We start from the raw sequence: 23275 nt of genomic DNA on the forward strand, positions 1-23275 counted from the left end.
CGGACCGGTTCCGCGGGGGCCTCAGTCCAGTTCGAGCACGCGCGCGTGCAGCACCTGGCGCTGCTGGAGCGCCGCCCGCACCGCGCGGTGCAGCCCGTCCTCGAGGTAGAGATCGCCCTGCCACTTCACGACATGCGCGAAGAGGTCGCCGTAGAAGGTCGAGTCCTCGGCGAGCAGGGTCTCGAGATCGAGCTGCTGCTTGGTCGTCACGAGCTGATCGAGGCGGACCGGGCGTGGCGCGACGTCCGCCCACTGCCGGGTGTTTTCCCGGCCGTGGTCGGGGTACGGCCGGCCGTTTCCGATGCGCTTGAAGATCACACGGAAAGCCTACCGGTCAAGACGTTCCGGGCGCAGCCATGGCGACGCAGTGCGACGCCGGAAAAGGCACGCGAAAACGGGTGGAAACGGGCTTCCGAGGTCGGGCGCGTCCGCTGTTCGGCGACGCCTCCGCGGTGTTCCGGGCCCCATCGCATGCCCCCCGCCGCCCATTCCCCCGAAAGGGTTCGGTGCTAGGCGCCCGGCTTCTTCGCCGCCTTGGCCGCCTTGGCCGCGGCCTTCATCTCCTGCTTGTGCGCCCGCACCTTGGACAGCGACTCCGGCCCGGTGATGTCGGCGACGGAGCGGAATGCCTTCTCCTCGCCGTACGCCCCCGCGGCCTCCCGCCAGCCCGTGGGCCGGACGCCGAGTTGCTTGCCGAGCAGGGCGAGGAAGATCTGCGCCTTCTGCTTGCCGAACCCCGGCAGGTCCTGCAGCCGCTTCAGCAGCTCCCTGCCGTCGTCGACGTCCCGCCAGATGGCCTCGGCGTCACCGTCGTAGTGCTCGACGAGGTACCGGCACAGCTGCTGGATACGGCCCGCCATGGAGCCCGGGTAGCGGTGCACGGCGGGCTTGTCGGAGAGCAGCGCCGCGAAGGCGTCGGGGTCGTACGCGGCGATCTCGTGCGCGTCCAGATCGTCCGCGCCGAGCCGCTCGGCGATCGTCGCCGGGCCCTTGAACGCCCACTCCATCGGGACCTGCTGGTCCAGCAGCATCCCGGTCAGCGCGGCGAGCGGGCTGCGGCCCAGCAGGGCGTCGGCGTCGGGGTCCTGGGCGAGGTGAAGAGTGACGTCCATGCCCCGATGATCGCGCGTCGCGGCTCGGGCCGCGCGCCAGTACCCCTGCAGCCGCTGTTTGGGCACGCCGAGCTCCTTGCGTACGAACGCCGAGAGCACCCGGGTGGTCGTGGTGTCGCAGGCGATCCACACGTACGGGTCGGGGCCGGCCTGCAGCAGTACGGGCAGTCCGGCCCGCACCCGCTCGCCGAGCCAGGTGCCCCGCCTGCCGCCGGGGCACCTGGCGCACCTCGTGCCGACGGGATGCGGCGCGGCAGGGCAGTCCGTCGAGGGTGCCCTCCAACCTCCTCGCCCCTGCCGGACCCGGAGGGCCGGCGCCCCGGCTGGACGGCGGGCTGCTGGCCGCCATCACCACCTACGCGCTGGATGTGCACGACGTGCACATCCCGGAGAACAAGGCGCAGCTCGCCCTCCTCACCCGCCAGGTAGCCTTCGGCGGGTGACCCCCGACGACCTCGTCGCCCACTACGGTCTGGAGCCGCTCCCCCGGGAAGGCGGGCGGTTCCGCCAGACCTGGGCAGGTCCCGAGCTCCCCGACGGCCGGCCCGAGGGCACCGCCATCGTCGCCCTGCTCACCGACGCCCCCGGCGACCACTCCGCCCTGCACCGGCTGCCCTCCGACGAGATCTGGCACCACTACCTCGGCGACCCACTCCACCTGCTCCTCCTCGCCCCCGACGGCACCTCCCGCACTCCCGTCCTGGGCCCGGACGTCCTCGGCGGCCAGCACGTCCAGCTCACCGTCCCCGCCGGTACCTGGATGGGCGCGCGGGTGGCGGCGGGCGGCTCCTGGACGTTCTTCGGCTGCACGATGGCGCCCGGGTTCACCTTCGACGGCTACGAGCACGGCGACGCGGCGCAACTGACGGCACGCCACCCCGACCGGGCGGCGCTCATCGCGGAGCTGTGCCGCCCATGAGCGGTCAGGGACTGCTCCGGGGGCAGGTCGCCCTGGTCACCGGCGCGGGCGGCGGCATCGGCCGGGGCATCGCGCTGCGGTTCGCCGAGGAGGGCGCGGCCGTCGCGCTGCACTGCCGTACGTCGGCGGCGTCCGCGCGGGACACCGCCGAGCGCATCCGGGAGGCGGGCGGCGCGGCCGTCGTGCTCCGCGCGGACCTCACCGACGAGGACGCCTGCCACCGCGTGGTGGCCGAGGCGGCCGAGTGGGGCGGCGGCCGGCTGACCGCGCTGGTCAACAACGCCGGAATCCAGCCCGTCCAGCAGCTCGCCGGGATGACCGCGGCCGAGTGGCGCACGGTCGTGGACACCAACCTCACCGGTGTCTTCGCCTGCACCCAGGCGGCGGCCCGGCACATGCGCGACCAGGAAGGCGGCGGCTCCGTCACCCACATCGCCTCCGTCGAGGGCCGCAGTCCGGCACCCGGCCACGCCCACTACAGCGCGGCCAAGGCGGCGGTGGTGATGCACGCCCGCGCGGCGGCCGCGGAGTACGGGCCGTGGGGCGTCCGCATCAACACCGTCTCGCCCGGGCTGATCGAACGGGAGGGCCTGAACGACGCCTGGCCGGAAGGCGTACGCCGATGGCGGGAGGCGTCCGCCGTGGGCCGCCTCGGCCGCGCGGAGGACATCGGGGACGCCTGCGTGTTCCTGGCTTCCCGGCTCGCGTCCTGGGTGACGGGCCACGACCTCCTCGTGGACGGAGGAGCCTCGACCCGCCCGACCTGGTGAGCGGCCCGAGCCCGGTGCTCGCTGCGATCGGCAGGGCCGACACCTGGCCCACACATCCGCCGTCCGCGCCCCGAACGGTCGACGGCAGCGCCGGAGAGCCGGAGGCAGCATGTCGGACGGCCTCGTCGCGGCCGGGACGGCGCATCACGTGGGCGGAAGCGGTGACCGGTCCGGGTGGCGGTCCTGTGGGGTGCTGATTGGGGCGCGCCCCGCGTGCAGGGGTCGGCGTTCGTCGCACATCCGCGCGGGGGCCGGTGAGCAGTCCGGTGTTCGTATCCGTACATAACCCGTAGCCGGATTGCCGGGAGGCGGGTACGACGTGGAGCGACGGCGGAAGGGGGCCGCGGGCGATGGCCGACGAGGCGAGGGCGCGGGCCGCGGAACCCGGCGACTTCAAGGGCTGGTGCTGCTGGGCACCGTGCTGGTCCTGCTCCTCCTCGGCAGCGCCGCCCCGGCGAGCGCCCACGCCGCGCTCGCGGACAGCGACCCCGGGGACAACAGCGTCGTCGAGTCCGCGCCGCGGCACATCACCCTGACCTTCACCGAGTCCGTCGGCCTGCTCGACGACTCCTTCCGCGTCTACAGCCCCGACAACCGCCGTGTCGACCTGGGCGAGCCGCGGCACGCGGACGGCGCCTCCGACACCGCCCGCGCCGAACTGCCCGGCGGCCTCGAGGACGGCACCTACACGGTGGCCTGGCGGGTGGTGTCGGCGGACAGCCACCCGGTCTCCGGAGCCTTCACCTTCTCCATCGGCGAGCCCTCCCCAAACCCGCCCGCGGCGCCCGCGGACCACGCCGAGCACCCGGTCACCAAGAGCCTCTACGACACCGGCCGCTATCTTGCGTACATCGCCGCCGCCCTGCTCATCGGCGCGGCCGCCTTCGCCGGGCTGTGCCGCCCCCCGGACACCTCCCCGCTGCGGCTGCCGCTGCTCACCGGCTGGTGGACCCTGCTGACGGCGACCGTCGCGCTGCTCGTCCTGCGCGCCCCCTACGAGAACGGCACGTCACCCACTACCGCCCTCGACCTCTCCGCGTTCACCGGCACCCTCACCGGCCGCCCGGGCCTGGCCCTGCTGACCCGGCTGGCCCTGCTCCTGCTGACCGCGGTGGTCCTCGTACCGCTCGCCCGGCGCGGCGGCCCCCGGTCCCGCCTGGCCACCGGCGCCGCGGTGTCCGTCGCGCTCGCCCTGACCTGGGCCGCGGCGGAGCACGCCTCCGCCGGGATCCAGGTCCCGCTCGCGATGACGTCGTCCGTCGTGCACCTGCTGGCGATGGCATGCTGGCTCGGCGGCCTGACCGCGCTGCTCCTCACCCTGTACCGCGCGAAGACCCCGCCGCCGCCCGCCACGGTGGCCCGCTTCTCTCGCCTGGCCTTCCTCTCGGTGACCGTCCTCGTGGTCACCGGCGTCTACCAGTCCTGGCGCGGCCTGGGCTCCTGGACCGCCCTCACGGACTCGTCGTACGGCCGGACCCTGACGGCCAAACTCACCGCGACGGTCTTCCTGCTGCTGGCGGCGGGCCTGTCGCGCCGCTGGACGGCACTCCTGGTGCGCAGGGCGGCGCAGGACCCGGCGACGGTGGAGGCGCGGGTGCCCGAGCTGGTGGGCGTGTCCGGTGCCGCCACTCCCGGGCAGGGGGCGGGGGAGACGGTGACGGACGGACCTGACACTCCCGACGCGCCGGGTTCGGACGGACCGGGCGCGCCCGGTACGGCGCCGGAGCCGCCGGAACCGACGGCCGGTCACTACCGCCGCGCCCTGCGCCGGTCCGTGCTGGCCGAGGTGCTCGTCGCCGTCGTCGTCCTGCTGATCACCACGGTGCTCACCGGCACCCTCCCCGCCCGCGCCGAGGCGGAGGCCGCCGGCGCGCCCCGGCCCCAGGTGGCCGGGCTCCCCGGGGCGGAGGCGTTCACCGTCCCCTACGACGTCGGCACCCCCGGCGGTCGCGGCACGGTGCAGATCACGATGGACCCGGGCCGGGTCGGCGAGAACGGCATCCAGGCTGTCGTCTTCGGCCCCAACGGCGCCCTGACCTTCGTACCCGAGGTCCGGATCTCCTTCACCCTCGCCGCCGAGGACATCGGCCCCCTCGACGCGAAGGTGACCGACCGCGGCGGCTACTGGGCCACCAACGACCTCAACCTCCCTCTTGAGGGCACCTGGACCATGAAGCTGACGATCCGGGTCTCGGAACTGGACCAGGTGAGCGAGACCCGGCAGGTGAGGATCACCCGCTGATCACCTGACTGCCCGCCAACCGCATGATCCGCGCGGTCGCGACGCCGCGGCATCCGTGCTGTGCTGGAAGCAGTCGCAGGAGTACGCGCCGATGCGTCAGAGCCGGACCACCACCGTCACCTCCGCCCCGCCGCCCGCGCCGACCGGAGCGGGCGGAGGCCTGCTGCCGGCCCGGGAACTCGCCGCCGCCTGGCTGCTGATCGTGCTGATCGCGGTGCCCGCCTGGGCGCTGACGATCGGGCAGGCCCGGGACATGGGGGTCGGGCCCGGCACCATGGGCATGGCCCTGCCGCTGTTCCTGCTGCTGTGGGTGACGATGATGGCGGCCATGATGCTGCCGTCCATGGCGCCGGTGGCTGTCACCTGGGTCCGTGCGATCGGCCGCCGGTCCTCCGGCTGGACGCGGACCGCGCGCACCGTCGAATTCGTGGGCGGATATCTGCTGCTGTGGACCGCCGTCGGCCTGCTCGCCTACGCGGCCCTGGCCCTCACCGGCGACCTGGTGGAGGACCATCCGACCGCCGGGCGCTGGATCGGCGCGGCGGCCTTCCTGCTCGCGGGCCTGTACCAGCTCGGCCCCCTCAAGAACGTCTGTCTGCGGCACTGCCGCGATCCCATGGGCCACCTGGTGCGCTACGCCGGGTTCCGCCGACCGGTCCGCGACCTCCGGGTGGGCCTGCACCACGGCGCCTACTGCGTCGGCTGCTGCGCGGGACTGATGGTGGTCCTGGTGCCGCTCGGCGTGATGAACGTGGCGGCGATGGCCGGGCTGGCTGTGGTGATCTTCGTCGAGAAGCTGTGGTCCCGCGGCCCGCTGCTCGCCCGGGCCGTGGGCATCGCGTTCCTCGTGCTGGCCGTGCTCGCACCGTTCCAGGACTGGCTGCTGCCGGGGCTGCAGGGGACGATGCCGATGACGGACGACATGTGACGCGGGCGGCGCGCCCTCACGAATCGGGACCGCTCCACTCGAACGGGAAGTGCTTGCTCGACTTCCCTGAGCGCTCCCAGGAGAAGCCGAAAGCGTCGGCGCGGTCGGCGGTGGCCCGTCCCCAGGTGGCGACCTGCCCCGGTCCGACCTCGGCCCCTGGGGCGTTGTGCACCTGGACGCGGGCGCCCTGTGGCGTCGTCGGACCGGTGAGCGCCTCGGCGGTGGCCGTGACCCGGCCGGGAATCTCGGCCCGCCAGGTGGCGAGGTCCTCGTCGATCTCGACATGGATGGGGGCGACGTCCATTCCGCGCATCTCCGGGTGGAACATCTCCCCGAACTCCGCCGGCCATCCGCCCGCCTCACCGCCGAAAATGGCGCCGAGCGCGGCACGCTGCCGCTCGTCGGCCCGCTCGTCGAGGAACACCGCGGCATACGGATCGGTATGGGTACCGGCCCAGGGATTGCCGGTGAAGGAGCCGAGCATCAGAACGTTCAGATCGTCGAGCCGCACGTCACCGAAGCTGCCTTCCCGGATGTGCCAGACGAGCACGCCTTCGCAGTCGCCGTAGGTCGGGGGCTGGGCGAACGTACAGGGGCACGGTATGGCGCACTTGCACACGTCGAACCAGTCGCCGGTCAGATGCCAGCGGGTACCGGTAGTGACTTGATCGGTCATCTCGCTCCCCTCCTGCCGAGCCGGAGGGCTCACTCGGAGTGGCAAGACCGCACGCCCACGAGCCCGCGCCCGCCACGACGACCCGGCCTCCCTTCCAGCTTGCACCCCACCCCCCACCGACGGAACCCGCCCCCGACCGGCGGTTGGGATCCGGGCGGCGCCGCCCGGATCAGGGCGCGGTACCTGCATGTGACCGACCTCATGCGGCAAGGAGGCGGTCCGGAAGATGGAGCGCGCCATCTGGGGAGCTGCGGAAAACCTCGCTGTGGACAAAAACCAGGACAGCGAGGCGTAGGGACAACGTCGAAGGGCCCCCTGTTTCCAGGGGGCCCTTCGACATCGTGCCCGGTGAGGCACTGGCGGAGGATACGAGATTCGAACTCGTGAGGGGTTGCCCCCAACACGCTTTCCAAGTGTGTTGGTGCGTCTCCTTTCCGCGTACGGGCTCGATCGTCCGCGTTCGCGGCGGCCCGCTTCCCGCAGTCCCGGACTGGGGCACGACGCATCCGCACGGAGGCGGACGCATGCGAATGAGACCAGAAATGAGACCGCGACCACTCGCGCTGTCCAGGGCTGAGGTGCTTTTCTCGTACCTGCTTCCCTGCTGTGGGAGGCTGGTCTCGTGATCAGAGAGCCTGCGCAGCTGACCATCGGAGAAAACGGCACGGTCGTCCTGCCGCTCGGGCTGTTGGCCGAGGCGGGCCTATCGCCGGGGAGCTCGCTACTGGCCTACAGCGACGGGGACGGACGGATCGTCCTGAGGCGGGCCGAGGACGCCATGCGCTCCCTTCTGGAGGACGGGACGCTCTGATGCAGCCCTTGACCACGACTGCCACGGTGAGTCGCCGCATGAGTCGTCAGCGGAGCCGAAACACCGAGGTGGAGGTTCTGCTCCGCAAGGAGCTCCATCGCGCTGGGCTGCGCTACAGGGTGCATCGGCGGCCTCTGCCCAACCTGCGTCGAGAGGCCGACGTGGTCTTCGGCCCTGCGCGTGTGGCTGTCTTCGTAGACGGTTGCTACTGGCACGGTTGCCCTGAGCATGCGACGTGGCCCAAGACCAACGCTGACTTCTGGCGCACGAAGATCACTCGCAACCAGGAACGGGATCGCGATACTGATCGGAAGCTGATCGATGCTGGCTGGGTTCCGGTGAGGGTCTGGGAGCACGAGGACCCGGCCGTGGCCGCTCGCAAAGTCGCTGAGGTGGTGCAGCAACGGCGACAGTTGCCCAAGGTATGACGTAGTCGCACTGGGGGCTTTGTCAGTGCTGGGACGTAAGCTTGCCGGCGTGACTCAGCCTTTGACCATGATCGACTTGTTCGCTGGATGCGGCGGTATGACCGCTGGCTTCGTGCGGACGGGTCGCTACCAGCCGACCATGGCAGTCGAGTGGAACCTGCATGCCGCAGCGACCTACGCCGCCAACTTCGGCGAGGATCACATGAGGTGGGGCGACATCGCGGAGATCAAAAACTCCGAGATTCCCCGAGCTGACGTCATCATCGGCGGCCCGCCATGTCAGGGCTTCTCCAACCTGGGCAGTCGCGATGTGAACGACCCGCGGAACACACTCTGGAAGGAGTACATCCGCTTCGTACGGCGCGCGAAGCCCAAGGCCTTCGTCATCGAGAACGTGGACAGGTTCCGGTCTTCCAGCGAGTTCGAGCTCCTTCTCAAGGAGGTTGAGCCGGGTGGCCTTCTGGAGGGCTACAGGCTTCAGCATGCCCACATGCTGGCGGCGGACTACGGAGTGCCACAGCGGCGTCTGCGCACGATCGTGATCGGCTCACGAGTCGGTGTGATCCCGATCCCTCGGCAGACCCACGCCAAGGACCTCACGCTGGACAGCGTGGAGCACGAGGTGCTGCCCTGGCGCACGGTGCGGAATGCAATCGACGGTCTGCCGAAGGTTCCGGCTACTACGGACCTTCCGGACTCTGAGGTCGAGTTCTTCGGCCAGAAGATTCCTGGGGTCTTCAAGGGCCTCGACATCCACCTTGGACGACGTCCCACCCAGTTGTCCTTGGAGCGGTACAACCACATCCCTCCGGGCGGCGGCCGGTTCAATCTTCCGGACCACCTTCTGCCGAACTGCTGGCGTAACAAGAAGTCTGGTACGACGGACGTCATGGGACGGATGGCCTGGGATCGCCCGTCGCTTACCATCCGTACAGAGTTCTTCAAGCCGGAGAAGGGGCAGTACCTGCACCCTCAGTGGGAAGCGGACAGCCCCGAGAACCGTGTGAATAGGCCGATCACGCACTTCGAGGCTTCGCGGTTGCAGGACTTCCCCGAGGACTATCTCTGGTGTGGGTCGAAGATCGAGATTGCTCGGCAGATCGGCAATGCCGTCCCCGCGGGCCTCGCTGAGGCCATAGCGCGCCACCTGCTTAACTACCTGTAACGGCTTGGAGTGCCGCGGCCTGAACCTCGCGGCACCCCTACTGGCGCTCAGCCTGTGTGAACGTCCGGCTCCTGGTCAGGATTGAGTAGCTCATCCCTCACGCTGGTGCCCATCAGGGCATGGCGGCCGCCGTGACACTCAGAGCACAAGGTCACGAGGTTTTCCATGTCATTCTTCCCGCCTTGGTGCACGGGCAGGATGTGATGGACCTGGAGCGTGGCTCCCTGGCCGGGAATCCGGCCGCAATCCTGACACGTCATGTCGTCGCGTTCCAGAATCTTGTACCGAAGCTTAATGGCCTCACGTGCTCGGGGTGGTCGCCTGTTCAGAGTGGGGAGTTGGTACGAGCCGGGTGGAAGGGTCGGGTCATCGATGCTCGAGACGATCTGCCAACCCTCTTCGTCCAACTCGCGGATTCTGCGTGCGTAGGACTTGATTCGGCCGACATAGGACAATTGCTCTTTATCGGCCGGTTGTGGACTGATGGCCTTAAGGTAGTGAAGAATCCGGTTCTTCCCGGAAACCTTCAGATTTCGTGCCTCTTTGGCGACCTTCCATCGTTTGGCCAGGTCTTCGTCGGGCTGATCTGCGGTGAGCACGTAGTGATCGTGTGGCATGTCGTCTCGGGTGATGCCCGACTCGATAGGCCAGCCATACTCGACCCGGAGTTCACGGACGCGCCGGGCCCACTCCGCGATACACGCCACTCCTGCAAGTGCATCGGCCGGAACCGACTGGCCTATGTGTTTCCTCAGGTAGAGCAGTATGGCGTCGCGTCCCGACGTGATCCCGAACGCTCGGTTCACCTGTGAGAGCGCCTCACGCATCTCCCCTGATATGACACCGGCCTCCGCGGCGGACTCCAGCCATGAGTCCTGGTCGAGCTCGGTGTCCTGCATCTGCTCGACGGTCTTCAGGTACCGCTGCGCGGTCACCTTTACGTCCGACAGAGCGGCTCTGGGATCCTTCCCCACCTTCGCTGCCACAGCGCCCTCCCCACAGGCCGGCAAGATCGTGCAGGCAGCTTAGCCCCTATACCCACAGGTCGGGGCATGATCCGCACTCTAACTAGCATGCAGCTACCCGTACCTTGCCGGTGTTGTAGGCCGTCGATCTCACACCTTGCAGGAGAGCCGCGATGATGTCACAGTCGCGGCCCCCCTGAACCAGCCGACAGCTTCTCTAAGGGACCTCAAACCCATTTCAGCGGAAGGATCCCTTCAGTGCATTAATCCTCGGCAGCCATGATTCGCAGGAAATCGCTGAGGGAGATCACGAAAATGGTATGGTCACCGCCGCTTTGGAGACGTGCGAGGTGAGTCACGCCATGATACTTGCGCTCAACAGATTCCTCGCACGCGGTGAACGTCACCTCGTTTCCGCCGGATTTTTTGTCCTTGCCGACCTCCCAACAGACCAAAAACTTCATGTCGGTCCACTGTTTGATTCCGGCAACGACATCCGTGAGGATCGAGTCAGCGGTCAGCTTGAATTCAGTCACACCCTCTTTTTCTCGGATGTCGACATCATCTATTCCTGGAAGCCTATCCCTGACGTCTAGATGCGTGAGGCTAGGGACGTACTGGAAGTAGGAGTCGTAGAAGTCGAAGCCGCTGTAAAACACTGGCTGGAGGTGCCGAAAGGCCCCCAAGCCAACGAGCTCACTGTAAAGAGCGATGACGTCTTGCTCGGACTGCGGACGGGTCTGAAGTGTGATCTCATCAAACCCAACCAGCAACTTCGGAGAGAGGGGTTCCTGTCGACGAAGGTGCGCCTTAACAGAGGGATCGACATAGCCGGTAGGTGTCGGAGCCGTACGCGGAGGGCTAACCCTCAGGAAGGGCTGACTCTGCTCCGCTACTCGATTCGCAATGATCTCCTCCGAGATTCTCAGGAAATCGTGCACCTTTGGCGGGAAGTCTTTCCTGCCGAGGTCGGGTTCAATGCCCTGCATGCTGTAGAGCAGCCACGTCCTATCGACGTTGAATCCTCGGTGCGTCAGTGTGATCTCGCGACTCCAGGAAGAGATCATCCCGTCAGTTGCCACGCGCAGGCTCGGGTAGTGAAGCAGCTTTCGGTTTTTCGGGATCTTCCAGGTTTCACCGAGTTGATCCCGGTATGAGGCGCTGTATGAAAAGAGGGCGTATACATGCACCTGATGTTCGTCTAGAAAAGCGGCTACTTCCTCAGGCTCGGTAAGTTGCTCACCTACGCGAGTGCCAATCAGCTCTTTCAGGTCATCTGGTGTGAAGATCCAGTAACACGCGTGATAGGCTTTTCGCTCTTTGGCCTGAGGCTCGGAGTTCTTGTTGGATTTAAGCCACTGGCCAAGGTTGAGTGCGCGAATCCCCTTAGCGAGGTCTTCATGGGGGTATCGGTAAGTGGCCGGAATGACGACTGACGTAGTCTTTGCGTTGGCCCTGTACTCGAGCGTCACGCTCAGTTGTCGCTTCTTGAGCACCGCTGGAGGCTCAACCAATCCCGCAGCCGTTTGGTTTCTGATTGCGGTGGCTGCGTAATCAACCGTAGGGAAGGCGTGGCGCAGACTGCGAGGTTCAGTCTGAGGGCTGAGCCTGATCGTAACGATGGTTCCGGCGCCTTGAAGGCGTCCTCCGTCGGTGATTTCCGCCAGTTTCCCTACTGGCGGTGTAACGTCTTCAGGATCTTCAACCCATGATCGACCATGCTCGAGGCGGACGGTGTAGTGCTCCTCCGCTGTCCGGCTTTCAATCTCGAAGAAATTGAAGCCGTATGCAAGGAATGTCAAGCCAACACCCTTGTGGCCTCTGACGAGGCCAGCCAGAAAGTCTGCGCGCTTGCTTCCCACGTCAGGGGCGAGCCATTTCTCGATTTCTGAGCTGGCAATGCCGCGGCCATTGTCTCGAACCGAGATCGTGTTTTCGTCCGTGTCGAGAGTTACCCTTACTTCACCGGTGCCTTCAATATTTTCGGCTGACAGTACCTCGTCCACGGCGTTTTGAATGGGTTCTGCAATTACGTCTGCAGCGTTGTGGTAGCTCTTGATGACGTTTATCACCCGCTGCTTAATCCAGGATTGCGTGTCGGCCTTGGTAAGCGTGTTGAGTGGGTGAATATCGCGCGGCATAGCTGCCCCTGCCCTCCCCTGGACCCCTCAGTTGTGGGGCTCAGGATGCCACAACTTCTCCGGATGTGTGACGCCGGGTCAGTTGCATGCAGGTCGGTGGAACGGCTTTGGGCTGGAGCTGCTTTGGCGCGAGTGATCATGGCCCATTACGCTGGCCCGCGGATCGGGCAGGTTTGTGAGCCTGCCCGTTAGTGTCCGATCTTGGGCCATGATCTTCGAGGCTCGCGCCAAAGTGGCTGCCTAAAGCCGTGGAGCCGACCGGCCTCAGCCACAGAGGGTTTCCTACCTCCGCCCGCATGCACGCAGCGCGCCGCCGGGCGCGGCCAGCCGGGGCGAAGACAGGAGGCAGGCCGCGCCGCAGAGGCGGCGCGCGCCCGCGCCGTGCGCGGGCCTTGATGAGGTAGAGAAAGTTCCACCGCGCTCTCTTGGTGATCGTCTAGATCGGCACGAACCTACTCACGTGAGTAGCTTCACGGCTACGCTGGTGCCGGTCACTGCAACTCAACCTCAGGAGCGTGCTCATCGGATGGGACCGAAGTCGGAGCGGGTCTACCGCACGATTCGCGAGTGGATCGCGGCGGGCAAGTACTCGCCAGGTTCCAAACTCCCGTCCGAGCGGACCATGTCCGAAGAGCTGAGCATTGGCCGCACAGCTCTGCGTCAGGTCCTGAACAAGCTCGTTGCCGAGGGCGTCGTGGAGGTGCATGGACGGAGCTCCTACCGGGTGCCGGATCGGACCGTGACCACTGAGGCACCGACCGATGTCGAGCCCTGGCAGATCCATGGCGAGCGGACGCTGTACGACAACCGGTGGGTAAAGCTCAGCCTCGTCGATGTCGAGCCGCCTGGAGTCGACCGCTTCGAGCATCACGTCGTGCGGCTGCACCACGTGGCTATCGCCGCCGTCATCGACGACCAAGACCGGGTGCTGATGATGTGGCGCTACCGCTTCGTTCCCGACTCGTTTGGGTGGGAGCTCCCTGGCGGCATCGTCGACGAGGGTGAAAACCCCCTCCAGACGGCGATGCGTGAAGTGGAGGAAGAGACCGGCTGGCGGCCGCACGCCTTGGAGCATGTGGTGACCTATCAACCCATGGTCGGCATGGTCGACTCGCCGCACGAGATCTACGTGGGCCGAGGGGCAAAGCTTGTTGGCGAACCCACTGACGCAGAAGAGGCCGGGCACGTCGCGTGGGTACCTCTCTCCGACATCCCCGGCCTGATGGCCCGCGGTGAACTGATGGGCTCTGGAACCCTCGTTGCCCTACTGCATGTACTTGCCATGAGGAGTCCCGGAGTGTCGCCTACAACCGCTGCGTGAGCTGCTCGATCCGCCGCCGATGACGAACTGATCCGGTGCGGCCTGCAACTAGCCGGGCTTGCCGCAGGTGTTCGTGTGCTTGATCGTACTCGCCGCGCGCTAAGTGTGCCTGTGCCAGATCACAGCGCAGGCCTGCCGATGCGCGGATGAAGGTCGGATCGGTTGATTCGAGCGCGGTGTAGAGGCTGCCCACTGCTTCGTCGTCGCCTATCAGCGCGAGCGCGTTTCCGCGCCACCTGGCAAGGTGGCCTTCGTTGAGGAAGATGCTCAGCATGTCGGGGTCTCGGGCCTCTGTCCCGCCGGGCAAGTGTCGCGCCGCCTGTTCTAGAGCCCGGCGGCATTCGTCTTGGCGACCAGCTCTGGCACAGATCTCGGATTCAGCTGCGTACAGCCAGGCAGTGAGACGCGGGGACATGGCCTTACCTCCGAGTCGTTGCGCGTCCCGTACCAGCTCCACTGCCATACCTGCGCGTCCGGCATCGCAGAGCACGTACGCCTGCTCGGCCGTGGCGTGCGCCAAGTACATCGGTTCGCCGGCCTCCTGGGCCGCACGTTTGCCCAGCTCATAATGCCGCCAGGCCCGCTCGACCGCTCCCACATCGAGTGCCTGCCAGGCCGCCAAGGTCGCCGCTCCGGCCAATGCCAGGGCGACCGGACGGCGTGTCTCGGGGAGCACAGCGAATGTGAGGGCGTCTTCGAGAGTGGCCAGGTGGGCGGTCATCTGGTCGACGAGGCTTGCGGCACCCATCTGCCGGTCCATGGTCCGGAGAAGTTCCGTCTGATCCATGAGCGTCTTCACCATGGTCAGGCTGACGCTCCGAGCCGCGTCGATCCGGCTCATGAGTTCGTCGTATCCGTCGGCTACTGCAAGCTCGGGCAACGACGCTGGCTTACCGTTCAGCTCGTCATCCGTGATCCCGAGCAGGGCACGGAGAATCTTCGCGTAATGGGCGGAGATCGTTCGTCGACCGTTCTCCCACTCCGAGACGTAGACTCGCAGGCTCGCTGTTGACGCGACGATGAGCATGTGCTGGCGCGCGTAGCGTTCGATCTCTCGAACCAGACGCTCCTGCGACCACTCCCGTGCGCTCCTTGCCGTCTTGAGTCCACTCATCACGTAGTGCCGCCCTGCGTATGGGTGTTGAGCCGTATCAGCAGCATGCCTCACATCAACGCAGGTCGGCAGGGGTTAACCGGTCGGCTGTTAACCCCTGTTGTCTACCGGGGCGTTGCCGTGAGCGCTTCCCTAGAAACGTCGCAGGCAGGCGAGTTGAAGCGCCGATCCGGCGACATCGCTTGACAACTGGTGCGCACCAGATGCAGCCTACTGGTGCGCACCAGTTGGAGGCGCAAGCGCCTGTGGCTTTGCCACGGGCTTCCGACAACGCACAGGAGCGGCGACCCACCGCCAAGCAAGTACGCCGCTCCCGCCCCCGGAAAGGGAGTTCCATCATGCGTCAGATCCCTGTCGACACCACCAACGCGACCGTGATGGTCGCCAAGGCTCCGCAGCCCAAGGTCAAGGACCGCCGTACCGGTGAGATCGCCACCGACAAGGACGGCGTCACGCTGATGGTCGTGGAGGTCATGTTCTCCACGCCCGACGAGGTCGAGATCCTCAAGCTCACTGTCCCGCAGCCCGGCGTCTCCGAGGACCTGACCATGGGCACCCCGGTCGCGCTGACCGGCCTGGTCGCCTCGGCGTGGGAGAACGAGTTCAACGGCCAGAAGCGGCACGGCATCGCCTTCCGCGCGGTCGCCGTCACGTCGCTGATGGCCGACGCGTCGAAGCCGAAGGCGGCCTGAGCCATGACGTGGCTGATCGTCGCCCTGGTGCTGGTCGCCGCCGCTGCGGGTCTCCTGCGGTGGCGGCGCCCCGCCTGGTACTGGCTGACCTTCGGCGTTGCCCTGGCCACGTTACGGGTCCTGGCCCGCTACGCCTCCGTGATGGAGGCCTGCGGCCTGACGGTCCCGCCCTCGCGCTGGCGTCTGCGGCTGGCCCGGCTGACTAACCGGCCGGTACCGGAGTCCCGCCCGCCGCGCATCCTGCGGCTGCGGCCGACCCGCACCGGCCTGGTCCTGCGGCTCAAGCTCCGCCCCGGACAGGACGCCTTCGACGTGGCCGCCTCGTGTGACCGGCTGCGGCACTCGTTCGGGATGTACGGCGTCACCTCCCGGGAGCTCCGCTCGGGGGTGGTCGAGGTGCGGATGACCGGCTACGACGTGCTCAAGCGGGTGCAGATGCCCGCCCGGACCGACACGGCCCCGATGCGGGTCCCGGTCGCCCTGCGCGAGGACGGCGCGGTGCACTACCGCGACTACCGGGCGGTGCCGCATGCGCTCACGATCGGCGCCACCGAGTCCGGCAAGTCCGTCTATCAGCGCAACCTGGTGGCCGCGCTCGCCCCGCAGAGGGTGGCCCTGGTCGGCATCGACTGCAAGCAGGGGGTGGAGCTGTTCCCGCTGGCCCGCCGGTTCTCCGCGCTGGCCGACAACCCCGACACCGCCGCCGAGCTCCTCGACGCGCTGGTGTCCCACATGGAGGAGGTGTACCAGCTCATCCGCGCTGAGCAGCGCATCACCGCCGACGTGCCGGATGCGGAGATCGCCGCCGACATCTGGGACCTGCCCGCAGAGGTGCGGCCGGTGCCGGTCGTGGTCCTGGTCGACGAGGTCGCCGAACTCGCGCTGAGCACGAAGAAGAACGACCCGCGCCGGGACCAGATCGTCAAGGCCCTGGTCCGCCTGGCCCAGCTCGGCCGCGCCGCCGGCATCTACCTGGAGGTCTGCGGGCAGCGCTTCGGCTCCGAACTCGGCGACGGCATCACCATGCTGCGCGCCCAGCTCACCGGCCGCACCGCCCACCGGGTCAACGACGAAACCAGCGCCAAGATGGCCTTCGGCGACATCGCCCCGGACGCCGTGCTGGCCGCGATCCAGATTCCCACCGACACCCCGGGCGTCGCCATCACCGGCGACTCCAGCGGCGGCTGGGCCCGCATCCGCGCCCCGCACACCTCGCTGCGGCAGGCCGTGAACACCTGCAACCGGCACGCCGACCTGGTCCCGGACCTGCCCGCCCTGGCCCCGTTCCGGCCCGCCCTCGACGCCCCGAAGCCGGTTGCGGCCCCGGCCGTCGAGTCCGCCCCGGCCGCCGCCTGAACCCTTCCCCGCTCCACGGTCGGCGCGACCGCCTTCGCGCCAGGTCCCTGCCCCGCCCATGCCGAAACCGGGAGGACCCCGATGCACCGCAAGCCCTGGTACGAGTACGACCCGGCCGAACGGGACGACGCCAACCGGCTCGGTGTCCTGTTCGAGACCCTGCTCAACCACCTGCACCACCACCCCGAGCGGGACGCCTTCGTCACCACCCTGAGCAGCGCGTTCGACGCCGAGTTCGCCCACCGCGCGGCTGGCGTCTACCCGCCGGTCGGCCACGGCTACCCCCAGCTGGAGGCGTGATCGCCATGGCCGCCACCGGCAAGCGCACTCGCCGCCCGGCGCCCAAGCCGCCGAAGTGCTCCGACTGCGACGGCACCGGCGAGACCACCGAGGCCGTCCGCGTTGGCGCCCGCAAGGGCCGCGCCACCGAGAACCGCCAGACCGGTCTGTGTCCCACCTGCTGGGGCTCCGGCCTCGACCCGAACCCGGCCGTGTGAGGGAGCTCCCGCGATGCGCTTCTACCTGACCACCCACAAACGGCACTGGATCAAGCTCACCGGCCACCCGCTGTTCTTGAAGTCGGAACACTTCGCCACCGCCCGCACCCTTCCCGAGGCGCTCGGCCCGTACGCGGTGGACTCCGGCGGCTTCACCGAACTGCAGCGCCACGGCCGGTGGACCCGCACCCCCCGCCAGTACGTCGACGACCTGTGCCGCATCTGGGAGCACGTCGGCCCGTACGACTGGGCCGCCCCGCAGGACTGGATGTGCGAGGACCTGATCATCCACGGCGGCACGGCCGGACCGCTGCACTTCACCGGCACCCACCTGAGCGTGCTCGAGCACCAGCGCCGCACCGTGGCCAACTTCCTCGACCTGCGCTCCCTCGCCCCCGACCTGCGGATCATCCCCGTGCTGCAGGGCCGCACCATCCCGGACTACGAACGCTGCCTGGCCCTGTACGAGCGGGCCGGAGTCGACCTGCGCCGAGAACCGGTCGTCGGGCTGGGCTCGGTGTGCCGGTTGCAGTCCACCCGCGAGGGCGCCGCCATCGTCACCGCCATGGCCGCCCACGGGCTGAAGCTGCACGGCTTCGGCTTCAAGACCCTCGGCCTGGCCCGGGTCGGCCACCTGCTGGCCTCCGCGGACTCCGCCGCCTGGAGCTCCCACGCCCGCCACCGGCCCGCCCTGCCCGGCCACCCGCACAAGAACTGCGCCAACTGCCTCGACTACGCCCTGCGCTGGCGCACCCGCGTCCTCGACGCCATCCGCCCCGCCCCGGCCACCAGCCCCGACGCCTCGCACGCCCAGCTGCCCCTGTTCTGACCCGAAGGGAGGTGAACACCCATGGCTCGCTCGATCCGCCCGGACGCCGTCCTCATCCAAGCCGTGATCGCCGGAGCCCTGTCCTTCGCCCACCTGCACGACCTCGCTGCCGCCGCCGGACAGACCGGCTGGAAGGCCTGGGCCTACCCGGTCAGCGTGGACCTGCTGCTGGTCGCCGCCTGGCGGCGGCTGCGCACCTACGGGCCGTCCCGGCTGGCCTGGTGCTGGTTCCTGATCGCCCTGGCGGCCTCGCTCGGCGCGAACGTCGCCACTGCCGGACTGCTCGACCTGAACGACGTTCCCGCTTGGCTGCGCATCCTCGTCGCCGCCTGGCCCGCCCTGGCCTTCATGGGCGGCACCCTGCTCGCCCACTCACCCGCGGGCCGTTCCCCGGTCCCGGCGGCATCCTCCGTCCCGGCCCCGGACCCCGCGCCCGAGGTGCAGCCCGAACCGGCCGCTGTCGCCGAGCCGGACCCGGCGCCCGAACCCGTCCCGGCGCCCGAGGAGACCCCGGCCCTGCCCACCCCGGCACCGGCGGTGCCGGTCCCGGCCGCACTGGTCGACCACGCCCGCAAGGTCGCCGACGACCACCACGCCCGCACCGGGACCCGGATCGACACCGACACCCTGCGCGCCCGCCTCGGCGTCCCGCCGCACCTGGCCGACGCCATCGCCGCCCAGCTCGCCTGACCCGGAAGGAGACCGCCGCCATGACGCGTGACCCGGCCGACCTGACCGCCGCCGACTACCTCGACGGTGCCCGCGAGATGACCGCGGCCGACCGGCCCTTCCTCGCGCACCTGCTCGCCGAGGAGGCCGCCCGGCGCACCGCCGACCCTGCCACCGCCGCCGGGATCCGCGCCGCCTTTCCCGACCCGGCCACGACCCGAGAGGAGACCGACTGACATGCCCGCCCGCGACTTCTTCCACTCCGTGATGCGGATCGGCCCGGTGCAGATCGGCACCCACCGCGACCGCCACGGCCAGACCAAGCACGCCGCCGTGTGCAGCTCCGACGGCTGCGGCTGGTCCGCCGACTACACCAGCGCCTCCGCCGCCCAGCTCGCCGCCCGCACCCACCGCTGCAAGGTCCGCTAGGAGGCCACCCGTGGACGTCCCGCTCTGGTTCGCCCTGCTGGTCGTCGGAGTCCTCGGCGTCAAGCTCATCCGCCCGCCCTGGTGGCTCGTCGCCGTGCTCCTCCTGGGCGGATACCTCCTCGCTGACAGCCTCATGGCCCCGGTCATCGACACCGCCGTCAAGTAACCCGCGAAAGGAGAAACGCCATGCTCCGGCCCAAGCTCCCGACCATGCCCCAGCCCACCGGCACGGTCACCCCGCCCGCCGTCGTCGAGCCGACCGCCATCACCCCGGCCGCCCAGATCCCGTCTACCGCCCCGGCGGCCCCGGCGCCGTCCCGGCCGGTCGTGCAGCTCACCCCCGGCACCGCGCTCGCCCTGGTCGGCGGCGGCACCGCCGTGGTCCTGGTCGTCGGCGCCGTACTGGTCTCCATGCTCCTGGCGGTCGCCATCACCGCCACCTCGGTCGCCGTCTGCGCCGTCGTCCTGCGCTCCCTGCTCGCCTCCGAGTCCAAGCGACGCTGACCGGCCCACGGGCGGCCTCGATACCGCCAAGCATCCGCTGCCCGGGTGCCGTCCCTGTCCGATCACCAAACCGGAAGGAACCTCCATCATGACTGGTCCCACCCCGGCCACCCGCACCACGGCACGGATCTGCCCCAACTGCGACGGCTTCGCCACCGCCGCCATCTCCTCCGGCGGCCGCGACGACCGCGGCCACCTGCACACGCTCACCGTCGACTGCCCGGCTTGCCACGGCACCGGCACCGCCCCCGCCCGCCGCGACCGGGAGGGCGCCCGTGCCTGAGACGCTGCTCGACCCGGCCACCCTCAGCGACCTGCTGCGGGTGGCCTCGGCCCTCGACTACCACCGGTGGGAAGACCAGATCCGCCGCACCGGCGGCTGTGCCGACCCCATCCACCTGCGCGGCTGGATCCTGCACAAGGACAAGACCACCGGCGAGGTACTGCACCACTACAGCACCGAGAACGAACCGGGCGGATGCCTCCGGGTGGCCTGCGGCAACCGGCGCGCCTCCCGCTGCCCCGCCTGCGCCTGGACTTACGCGGGCGACACCTACCACCTCATCCGCGCCGGACTCGCCGGAGACGACGACAAGGACATCCCCGCCACCGTCCGCGACCATCCCCGCGTCTTCGCCACCTTCACCGCCCCCTCGTTCGGCCCGGTCCACAACCGGCCCGACCGCGGGACCTGCCGCTGTGGCACCCGCCACGCCGAAGACGACCCCGCCCTCGGCACGGCCCTGGACCCGGCGACATACGACTACGCGGGCGCGGCGCTCTTCAACAACCACGCCGGGGAGCTCTGGATGCGGTTCGCCAACCGGCTGCGCCGCGAAATCGCCAGGCGCGCCGGACTGACCCAGCGCGAACTGAAAGAAGCCTGCCGGGTCTCCTACGGCAAGGTCGCCGAGTTCCAAAAGCGCGGCGCCGTCCACTTCCACGCCGTGATCCGCCTCGACGGACCCGACGGACCCGACTCCCTACCGCCCGCCTGGGCCACCACCAACCTGCTCACGGACGCCATCCGCACGGCTGCCGCGCACTCCTACAGCAGCGTGAGCGTGCCCGCCGCCGGGGACCAACCCGCCCGCACCTTCCAATGGGGGCGGCAACTCGACATCCGCCCCGTCAAGGCGTTCGGCGACGGCTCCGACATCACCGAACAGGCCGTCGCCTCCTACGTCGCCAAGTACGCCACCAAAGCCGCCGAGAACACCGGCACCCTCGACCGCCGCATCGGCGAGCTGCCCGAACTCGACCGCCACGGAGTCCCCGACCACACCCGCCGACTGATCCGAGCCTGCCGCGACCTCGACGAGCTGTACCCCGACCGGCGGCTGTGGGCCTGGGCGCACATGCTCGGCTTCCGCGGCCACTTCTCCTCCAAGTCCCGCCGCTACTCCACCACGCTCGGGGAGCTCCGGCAGGCCCGCGCCGACTACCGCGCCGCCCAGGAACACGCCGCTCTCGGCCTGGACGACCGCGAGCCGGACACCGTCCTGGTCCTCGCCGACTGGCAGTACGCAGGCCACGGCCACACCCCCGGTGAGTCGGCCCTCGCCGCCTCGATCGCTCGTGATCTCCAGCTCAATCGCCAAACCGCCCGTGAAGAACTGGCCGCTTCGGGAGGAGTCGACCATGCGTAAACGCTTGCGGTGGGTGCCGGGCTCGGACTGCCCGGTGTGCCACGAACTGTCTTGTGCCGACTGTGCCGCTTGCTGGGCCGCCTTCGCGGTCAACGAGTGGACGGCCTGCCTGGAGTGCGGCGGGTCCGGGCGTCACTCGACCGAGCTGCGCTTCCCGTGCCCCGTCTGCGCTGGCTCCACGATCGTGCCGGCTCGCCCCGTTTTGATCTTGCTCGGTCTGGATTCCAAGGAGGAGAAGTGACCACTGCCGCAGCCACACTTGCCCCGACGTCCGCTGATCCGACGCTCCTTCTCCTCACGGTCGAGGAAGCTGCCCGCCGACTGGGCATCGGCCGTACTACGTGCTTTGCGCTCATCGCCTCGGGCGAACTGGAGTCAGTCAAGGTCGGCAGCCTGCGGCGTGTCCCCGCGGATGCCCTCGTTGCGTACGTCGGTCGCCTTCGTGGCGCCCCTGCCTCCTCGATGAGGGATGCGTGATGGCGAAGCGGAGTCGTGAGCCGAACGGGGCGGCCTCGATCTACAAGGGTGCCGATGGCCGGTGGCACGGTCGTGTGACCGTAGGCATCCGTCCGGACGGCAAACCCGACCGGCGGCACGTCGGCCGTAAGACCAAGGCTGAAGTCGTCAAAGCCGTTCGGGACATCGAGCACAAGCGCGACTCGGGGAACCTCAGCAAGCCGGGCGAGAAGTGGACGCTTGGGAGCTGGCTGGAGCACTGGGTGCACGAGATCGCGAAGAAGTACGTCTCTGAGAACACGTACGCCGGATACGAGGTGGACGTACGCGTGCACCTGGTCCCGGGCCTCGGCGCTCACCGGCTCGACCGCCTGGAGCCGGAGCACCTGGAAGCCTTCTACGCCAAGATGCAGCGCGAGGGCAGCAAGGCCGGGACGGCGCATCATGTCCACCGAACCGTGCGTGTGGCGCTCGCCGAGGCCAGGCGGCGCGGGCACGTCTCCCGGAACGTTGCCGAGATCGCCCGGGCTCCTCGGATCGAAGAGGAGGAGGTGGAGCCGTACACCATCGAGGAGGTGCAAAGCCTGCTCCTGGAGGCATCCAAGCTCCGCAACAGCGCGCGTTGGGTCGTGGCTCTCGCACTCGGCCTCCGTCAGGGAGAAGCACTCGCGCTCCAGTGGGATGACGTGGACCTGAACGCCTGGTACCTGCGCATCCGGCGGAACCGGCTCCGGCCCAGGTACCGGCATGGCTGCGGAAACGAGTCGTGCGGCAAGAAGCCGGGCTACTGCCCCAAGCGTGAGCAGACCCGGCGTGAGCACAAGAGCACGAAGTCACGCTCCGGTCGCCGGACGGTCGGCCTGCCCGACCCGTTGATCAAACTGCTTCGCAAGCACAAGGAGGAGCAGGACCGGGAGCGCGCGGAAGCCGGAGCCGACTGGGAGGACAAGGGCTACGTCTTCACGTCGTCGACTGGTGGGCCGCTGAGCCCGAACACCGACTACCACGTGTGGAAGCGGCTTCTCCGGGACGCGGGCGTGCGGGATGGGCGCCTTCATGACGCTCGCCACACGGCGGCCACGGTTCTCCTCGTGCTCGGTGTTCCGGATGTCATCGTGGACGCGATTATGGGCTGGGAGCCGGGTGGCGCCGCACGGATGCGGGCTCGCTACATGCATGTGACAGGGCTCATGCTCCGGAAGGTCGCGGATCAGGTCGGCGAGAAGCTGTGGGGCTCGCCCGGCGCCGAAAGAGACCAAAAGTGAGACCACGCACGATGAAGGCCCCGACCGGCGAACCGGTCGGGGCCTTCATCTGCCCTGATGGGCTGAGGCGGAGGATACGAGATTCGAACTCGTGAGGGGTTGCCCCCAACACGCTTTCCAAGCGTGCGCCCTAGGCCTCTAGGCGAATCCTCCGCCGGAAACATTACATGACCGAGAGGAGTGCTCGCGAACTCGTTCCTTGCCCGCGACATGCGGTAGCCTCTGTGTAGCCCCCCACGCGGCGCTATCTGACTGAACTCCCCCAGGGCCGGAAGGCAGCAAGGGTAAGTTGGCTCTGGCGGGTGCGTGGGGGGCGCTTGCGTTTCCGGCGGCCGGT

29 protein-coding genes, 1 tRNA gene, 1 other RNA gene and 1 pseudogene are annotated in these 23275 nt (G+C 68.7%); 24 read left to right on the top strand and 8 right to left on the bottom strand.

Annotated elements, in window-relative coordinates; genetic code table 11:
* Positions 1 to 21: 21 nt before the first annotated feature.
* From AB0L56_RS06890 to AB0L56_RS06900, 3 genes and pseudogenes are all read right to left on the bottom strand, one after another.
* The gene (locus AB0L56_RS06890; RefSeq protein ID WP_361027006.1) at positions 22 to 318 is read right to left on the bottom strand and encodes a type II toxin-antitoxin system VapB family antitoxin; all 297 of its coding nucleotides are present in this window, start codon (positions 316 to 318) and stop codon (positions 22 to 24) included.
* A gap of 191 nt (positions 319 to 509) precedes the next feature.
* Positions 510 to 1112: an HhH-GPD-type base excision DNA repair protein gene (locus AB0L56_RS06895; RefSeq protein ID WP_361027174.1), complete on the bottom strand. Its 603-nt coding sequence runs from the start codon at positions 1110 to 1112 to the stop codon at positions 510 to 512.
* 42 nt (positions 1113 to 1154) lie between these two features.
* Positions 1155 to 1292 (bottom strand): annotated as a pseudogene (locus AB0L56_RS06900) (SIP domain-containing protein); the annotation flags it as partial.
* Positions 1293 to 1384: 92 nt separating this feature from the next.
* Here AB0L56_RS06900 and AB0L56_RS06905 point away from each other — a divergent pair.
* The 5 genes from AB0L56_RS06905 (at position 1385) to AB0L56_RS06925 (ending at position 5971) form a co-directional block, all read left to right on the top strand.
* Positions 1385 to 1555 (top strand): hypothetical protein, encoded by a 171-nt coding sequence (locus AB0L56_RS06905; protein WP_365419756.1) that lies wholly within the window; start codon positions 1385 to 1387, stop codon positions 1553 to 1555.
* Positions 1552 to 2031 carry a cupin domain-containing protein gene (locus tag AB0L56_RS06910; protein ID WP_361027009.1) on the top strand — a complete coding sequence of 160 codons (480 nt, stop codon included), beginning with the start codon at positions 1552 to 1554 and terminating at the stop codon, positions 2029 to 2031. Before AB0L56_RS06905 ends, AB0L56_RS06910 begins: the two co-directional genes overlap by 4 nt.
* Positions 2028 to 2801 (top strand): SDR family oxidoreductase, encoded by a 774-nt coding sequence (locus AB0L56_RS06915; protein WP_365419759.1) that lies wholly within the window; start codon positions 2028 to 2030, stop codon positions 2799 to 2801. Before AB0L56_RS06910 ends, AB0L56_RS06915 begins: the two co-directional genes overlap by 4 nt.
* A gap of 403 nt (positions 2802 to 3204) precedes the next feature.
* Positions 3205 to 5043 (top strand): copper resistance protein CopC, encoded by a 1839-nt coding sequence (locus AB0L56_RS06920; protein WP_365419975.1) that lies wholly within the window; start codon positions 3205 to 3207, stop codon positions 5041 to 5043.
* Between the two features lie 91 nt (positions 5044 to 5134).
* A complete protein-coding gene (locus AB0L56_RS06925; protein ID WP_365419762.1) occupies positions 5135 to 5971 on the top strand; it encodes a DUF2182 domain-containing protein in 837 nt (278 codons plus the stop codon).
* 16 nt (positions 5972 to 5987) lie between these two features.
* Here AB0L56_RS06925 and AB0L56_RS06930 read toward each other — a convergent pair whose 3' ends face one another.
* On the bottom strand, positions 5988 to 6647 hold the full coding sequence (locus AB0L56_RS06930) for a DUF1326 domain-containing protein (RefSeq protein ID WP_365419765.1): 660 nt from the start codon (positions 6645 to 6647) through the stop codon (positions 5988 to 5990).
* Positions 6648 to 7269: 622 nt separating this feature from the next.
* Here AB0L56_RS06930 and AB0L56_RS06935 point away from each other — a divergent pair.
* From AB0L56_RS06935 to AB0L56_RS06945, 3 genes are all read left to right on the top strand, one after another.
* The gene (locus tag AB0L56_RS06935) at positions 7270 to 7458 is read left to right on the top strand and encodes an AbrB/MazE/SpoVT family DNA-binding domain-containing protein (protein ID WP_365419768.1); all 189 of its coding nucleotides are present in this window, start codon (positions 7270 to 7272) and stop codon (positions 7456 to 7458) included.
* The gene (locus AB0L56_RS06940) at positions 7458 to 7886 is read left to right on the top strand and encodes a very short patch repair endonuclease (RefSeq protein ID WP_365419771.1); all 429 of its coding nucleotides are present in this window, start codon (positions 7458 to 7460) and stop codon (positions 7884 to 7886) included. Before AB0L56_RS06935 ends, AB0L56_RS06940 begins: the two co-directional genes overlap by 1 nt.
* A 67-nt stretch (positions 7887 to 7953) precedes the next feature.
* Positions 7954 to 9051: a DNA cytosine methyltransferase gene (locus AB0L56_RS06945; protein ID WP_365419774.1), complete on the top strand. Its 1098-nt coding sequence runs from the start codon at positions 7954 to 7956 to the stop codon at positions 9049 to 9051.
* A gap of 47 nt (positions 9052 to 9098) precedes the next feature.
* Here AB0L56_RS06945 and AB0L56_RS06950 read toward each other — a convergent pair whose 3' ends face one another.
* Complete coding sequence (locus AB0L56_RS06950; RefSeq protein WP_365419777.1) at positions 9099 to 10037, bottom strand: HNH endonuclease; 939 nt, start codon at positions 10035 to 10037, stop codon at positions 9099 to 9101.
* Positions 10038 to 10279: 242 nt separating this feature from the next.
* Positions 10280 to 12157: an ATP-binding protein gene (locus AB0L56_RS06955; protein WP_365419780.1), complete on the bottom strand. Its 1878-nt coding sequence runs from the start codon at positions 12155 to 12157 to the stop codon at positions 10280 to 10282.
* 526 nt (positions 12158 to 12683) lie between these two features.
* Between AB0L56_RS06955 and AB0L56_RS06960 the strand changes: the two genes are divergently transcribed.
* Positions 12684 to 13478 (top strand): NUDIX domain-containing protein, encoded by a 795-nt coding sequence (locus AB0L56_RS06960; RefSeq protein WP_365419978.1) that lies wholly within the window; start codon positions 12684 to 12686, stop codon positions 13476 to 13478.
* On the opposite strand, the gene AB0L56_RS06965 is transcribed toward AB0L56_RS06960, so the two are convergent.
* Positions 13462 to 14505 (bottom strand): XRE family transcriptional regulator, encoded by a 1044-nt coding sequence (locus AB0L56_RS06965; protein WP_365419981.1) that lies wholly within the window; start codon positions 14503 to 14505, stop codon positions 13462 to 13464. The genes AB0L56_RS06960 and AB0L56_RS06965 overlap by 17 nt on opposite strands.
* Before the next feature lie 425 nt (positions 14506 to 14930).
* Here AB0L56_RS06965 and AB0L56_RS06970 point away from each other — a divergent pair, with 425 nt between their 5' ends.
* The 14 genes from AB0L56_RS06970 (at position 14931) to AB0L56_RS07035 (ending at position 22938) form a co-directional block, all read left to right on the top strand.
* A complete protein-coding gene (locus AB0L56_RS06970) occupies positions 14931 to 15284 on the top strand; it encodes a hypothetical protein (protein ID WP_365419782.1) in 354 nt (117 codons plus the stop codon).
* A 3-nt stretch (positions 15285 to 15287) separates the two neighbouring features.
* Positions 15288 to 16640: an FtsK/SpoIIIE domain-containing protein gene (locus tag AB0L56_RS06975; protein WP_365419785.1), complete on the top strand. Its 1353-nt coding sequence runs from the start codon at positions 15288 to 15290 to the stop codon at positions 16638 to 16640.
* An 81-nt stretch (positions 16641 to 16721) separates the two neighbouring features.
* Positions 16722 to 16940, top strand: a complete 219-nt coding sequence (locus AB0L56_RS06980; protein ID WP_365419788.1) for a hypothetical protein — start codon at positions 16722 to 16724, stop codon at positions 16938 to 16940.
* A 5-nt stretch (positions 16941 to 16945) separates the two neighbouring features.
* The gene (locus tag AB0L56_RS06985) at positions 16946 to 17137 is read left to right on the top strand and encodes a hypothetical protein (protein ID WP_365419983.1); all 192 of its coding nucleotides are present in this window, start codon (positions 16946 to 16948) and stop codon (positions 17135 to 17137) included.
* A gap of 13 nt (positions 17138 to 17150) precedes the next feature.
* Positions 17151 to 17966, top strand: coding sequence for a hypothetical protein (locus AB0L56_RS06990; protein WP_365419790.1), 816 nt, complete (start codon positions 17151 to 17153; stop codon positions 17964 to 17966).
* 21 nt (positions 17967 to 17987) lie between these two features.
* The gene (locus AB0L56_RS06995) at positions 17988 to 18656 is read left to right on the top strand and encodes a DUF2637 domain-containing protein (RefSeq protein WP_365419793.1); all 669 of its coding nucleotides are present in this window, start codon (positions 17988 to 17990) and stop codon (positions 18654 to 18656) included.
* A gap of 20 nt (positions 18657 to 18676) precedes the next feature.
* Complete coding sequence (locus AB0L56_RS07000) at positions 18677 to 18871, top strand: hypothetical protein (protein ID WP_365419796.1); 195 nt, start codon at positions 18677 to 18679, stop codon at positions 18869 to 18871.
* A 1-nt stretch (position 18872) separates the two neighbouring features.
* A complete protein-coding gene (locus tag AB0L56_RS07005) occupies positions 18873 to 19064 on the top strand; it encodes a mobile element transfer protein (RefSeq protein WP_365419798.1) in 192 nt (63 codons plus the stop codon).
* Between the two features lie 10 nt (positions 19065 to 19074).
* On the top strand, positions 19075 to 19230 hold the full coding sequence (locus AB0L56_RS07010) for a hypothetical protein (RefSeq protein ID WP_365419801.1): 156 nt from the start codon (positions 19075 to 19077) through the stop codon (positions 19228 to 19230).
* Positions 19231 to 19250: 20 nt separating this feature from the next.
* Positions 19251 to 19568, top strand: a complete 318-nt coding sequence (locus AB0L56_RS07015) for a SpdD-like protein (protein ID WP_365419804.1) — start codon at positions 19251 to 19253, stop codon at positions 19566 to 19568.
* A gap of 88 nt (positions 19569 to 19656) precedes the next feature.
* The gene (locus tag AB0L56_RS07020) at positions 19657 to 19851 is read left to right on the top strand and encodes a hypothetical protein (RefSeq protein WP_365419807.1); all 195 of its coding nucleotides are present in this window, start codon (positions 19657 to 19659) and stop codon (positions 19849 to 19851) included.
* Positions 19844 to 21217, top strand: a complete 1374-nt coding sequence (gene repSA / locus AB0L56_RS07025) for a replication initiator protein RepSA (RefSeq protein WP_365419810.1) — start codon at positions 19844 to 19846, stop codon at positions 21215 to 21217. Before AB0L56_RS07020 ends, repSA begins: the two co-directional genes overlap by 8 nt.
* A 237-nt stretch (positions 21218 to 21454) precedes the next feature.
* Positions 21455 to 21694 carry an excisionase family DNA-binding protein gene (locus tag AB0L56_RS07030; RefSeq protein WP_365419813.1) on the top strand — a complete coding sequence of 80 codons (240 nt, stop codon included), beginning with the start codon at positions 21455 to 21457 and terminating at the stop codon, positions 21692 to 21694.
* Positions 21694 to 22938: a tyrosine-type recombinase/integrase gene (locus AB0L56_RS07035; protein WP_365419816.1), complete on the top strand. Its 1245-nt coding sequence runs from the start codon at positions 21694 to 21696 to the stop codon at positions 22936 to 22938. The genes AB0L56_RS07030 and AB0L56_RS07035 overlap by 1 nt, the downstream gene beginning before the upstream one ends.
* A gap of 68 nt (positions 22939 to 23006) precedes the next feature.
* Here AB0L56_RS07035 and AB0L56_RS07040 read toward each other — a convergent pair.
* Positions 23007 to 23091: transfer RNA gene (locus tag AB0L56_RS07040), tRNA-Ser, on the bottom strand.
* Between the two features lie 72 nt (positions 23092 to 23163).
* Between AB0L56_RS07040 and ffs the strand changes: the two genes are divergently transcribed.
* An RNA gene (gene ffs, locus AB0L56_RS07045) (signal recognition particle sRNA small type) lies at positions 23164 to 23262 on the top strand.
* Positions 23263 to 23275: the final 13 nt, after the last annotated feature.

It is taken from the genome of Streptomyces sp. NPDC052079 (genome assembly GCF_040680275.1).
In the GTDB taxonomy this organism is placed as follows: Bacteria; Actinomycetota; Actinomycetes; order Streptomycetales; family Streptomycetaceae; genus Streptomyces.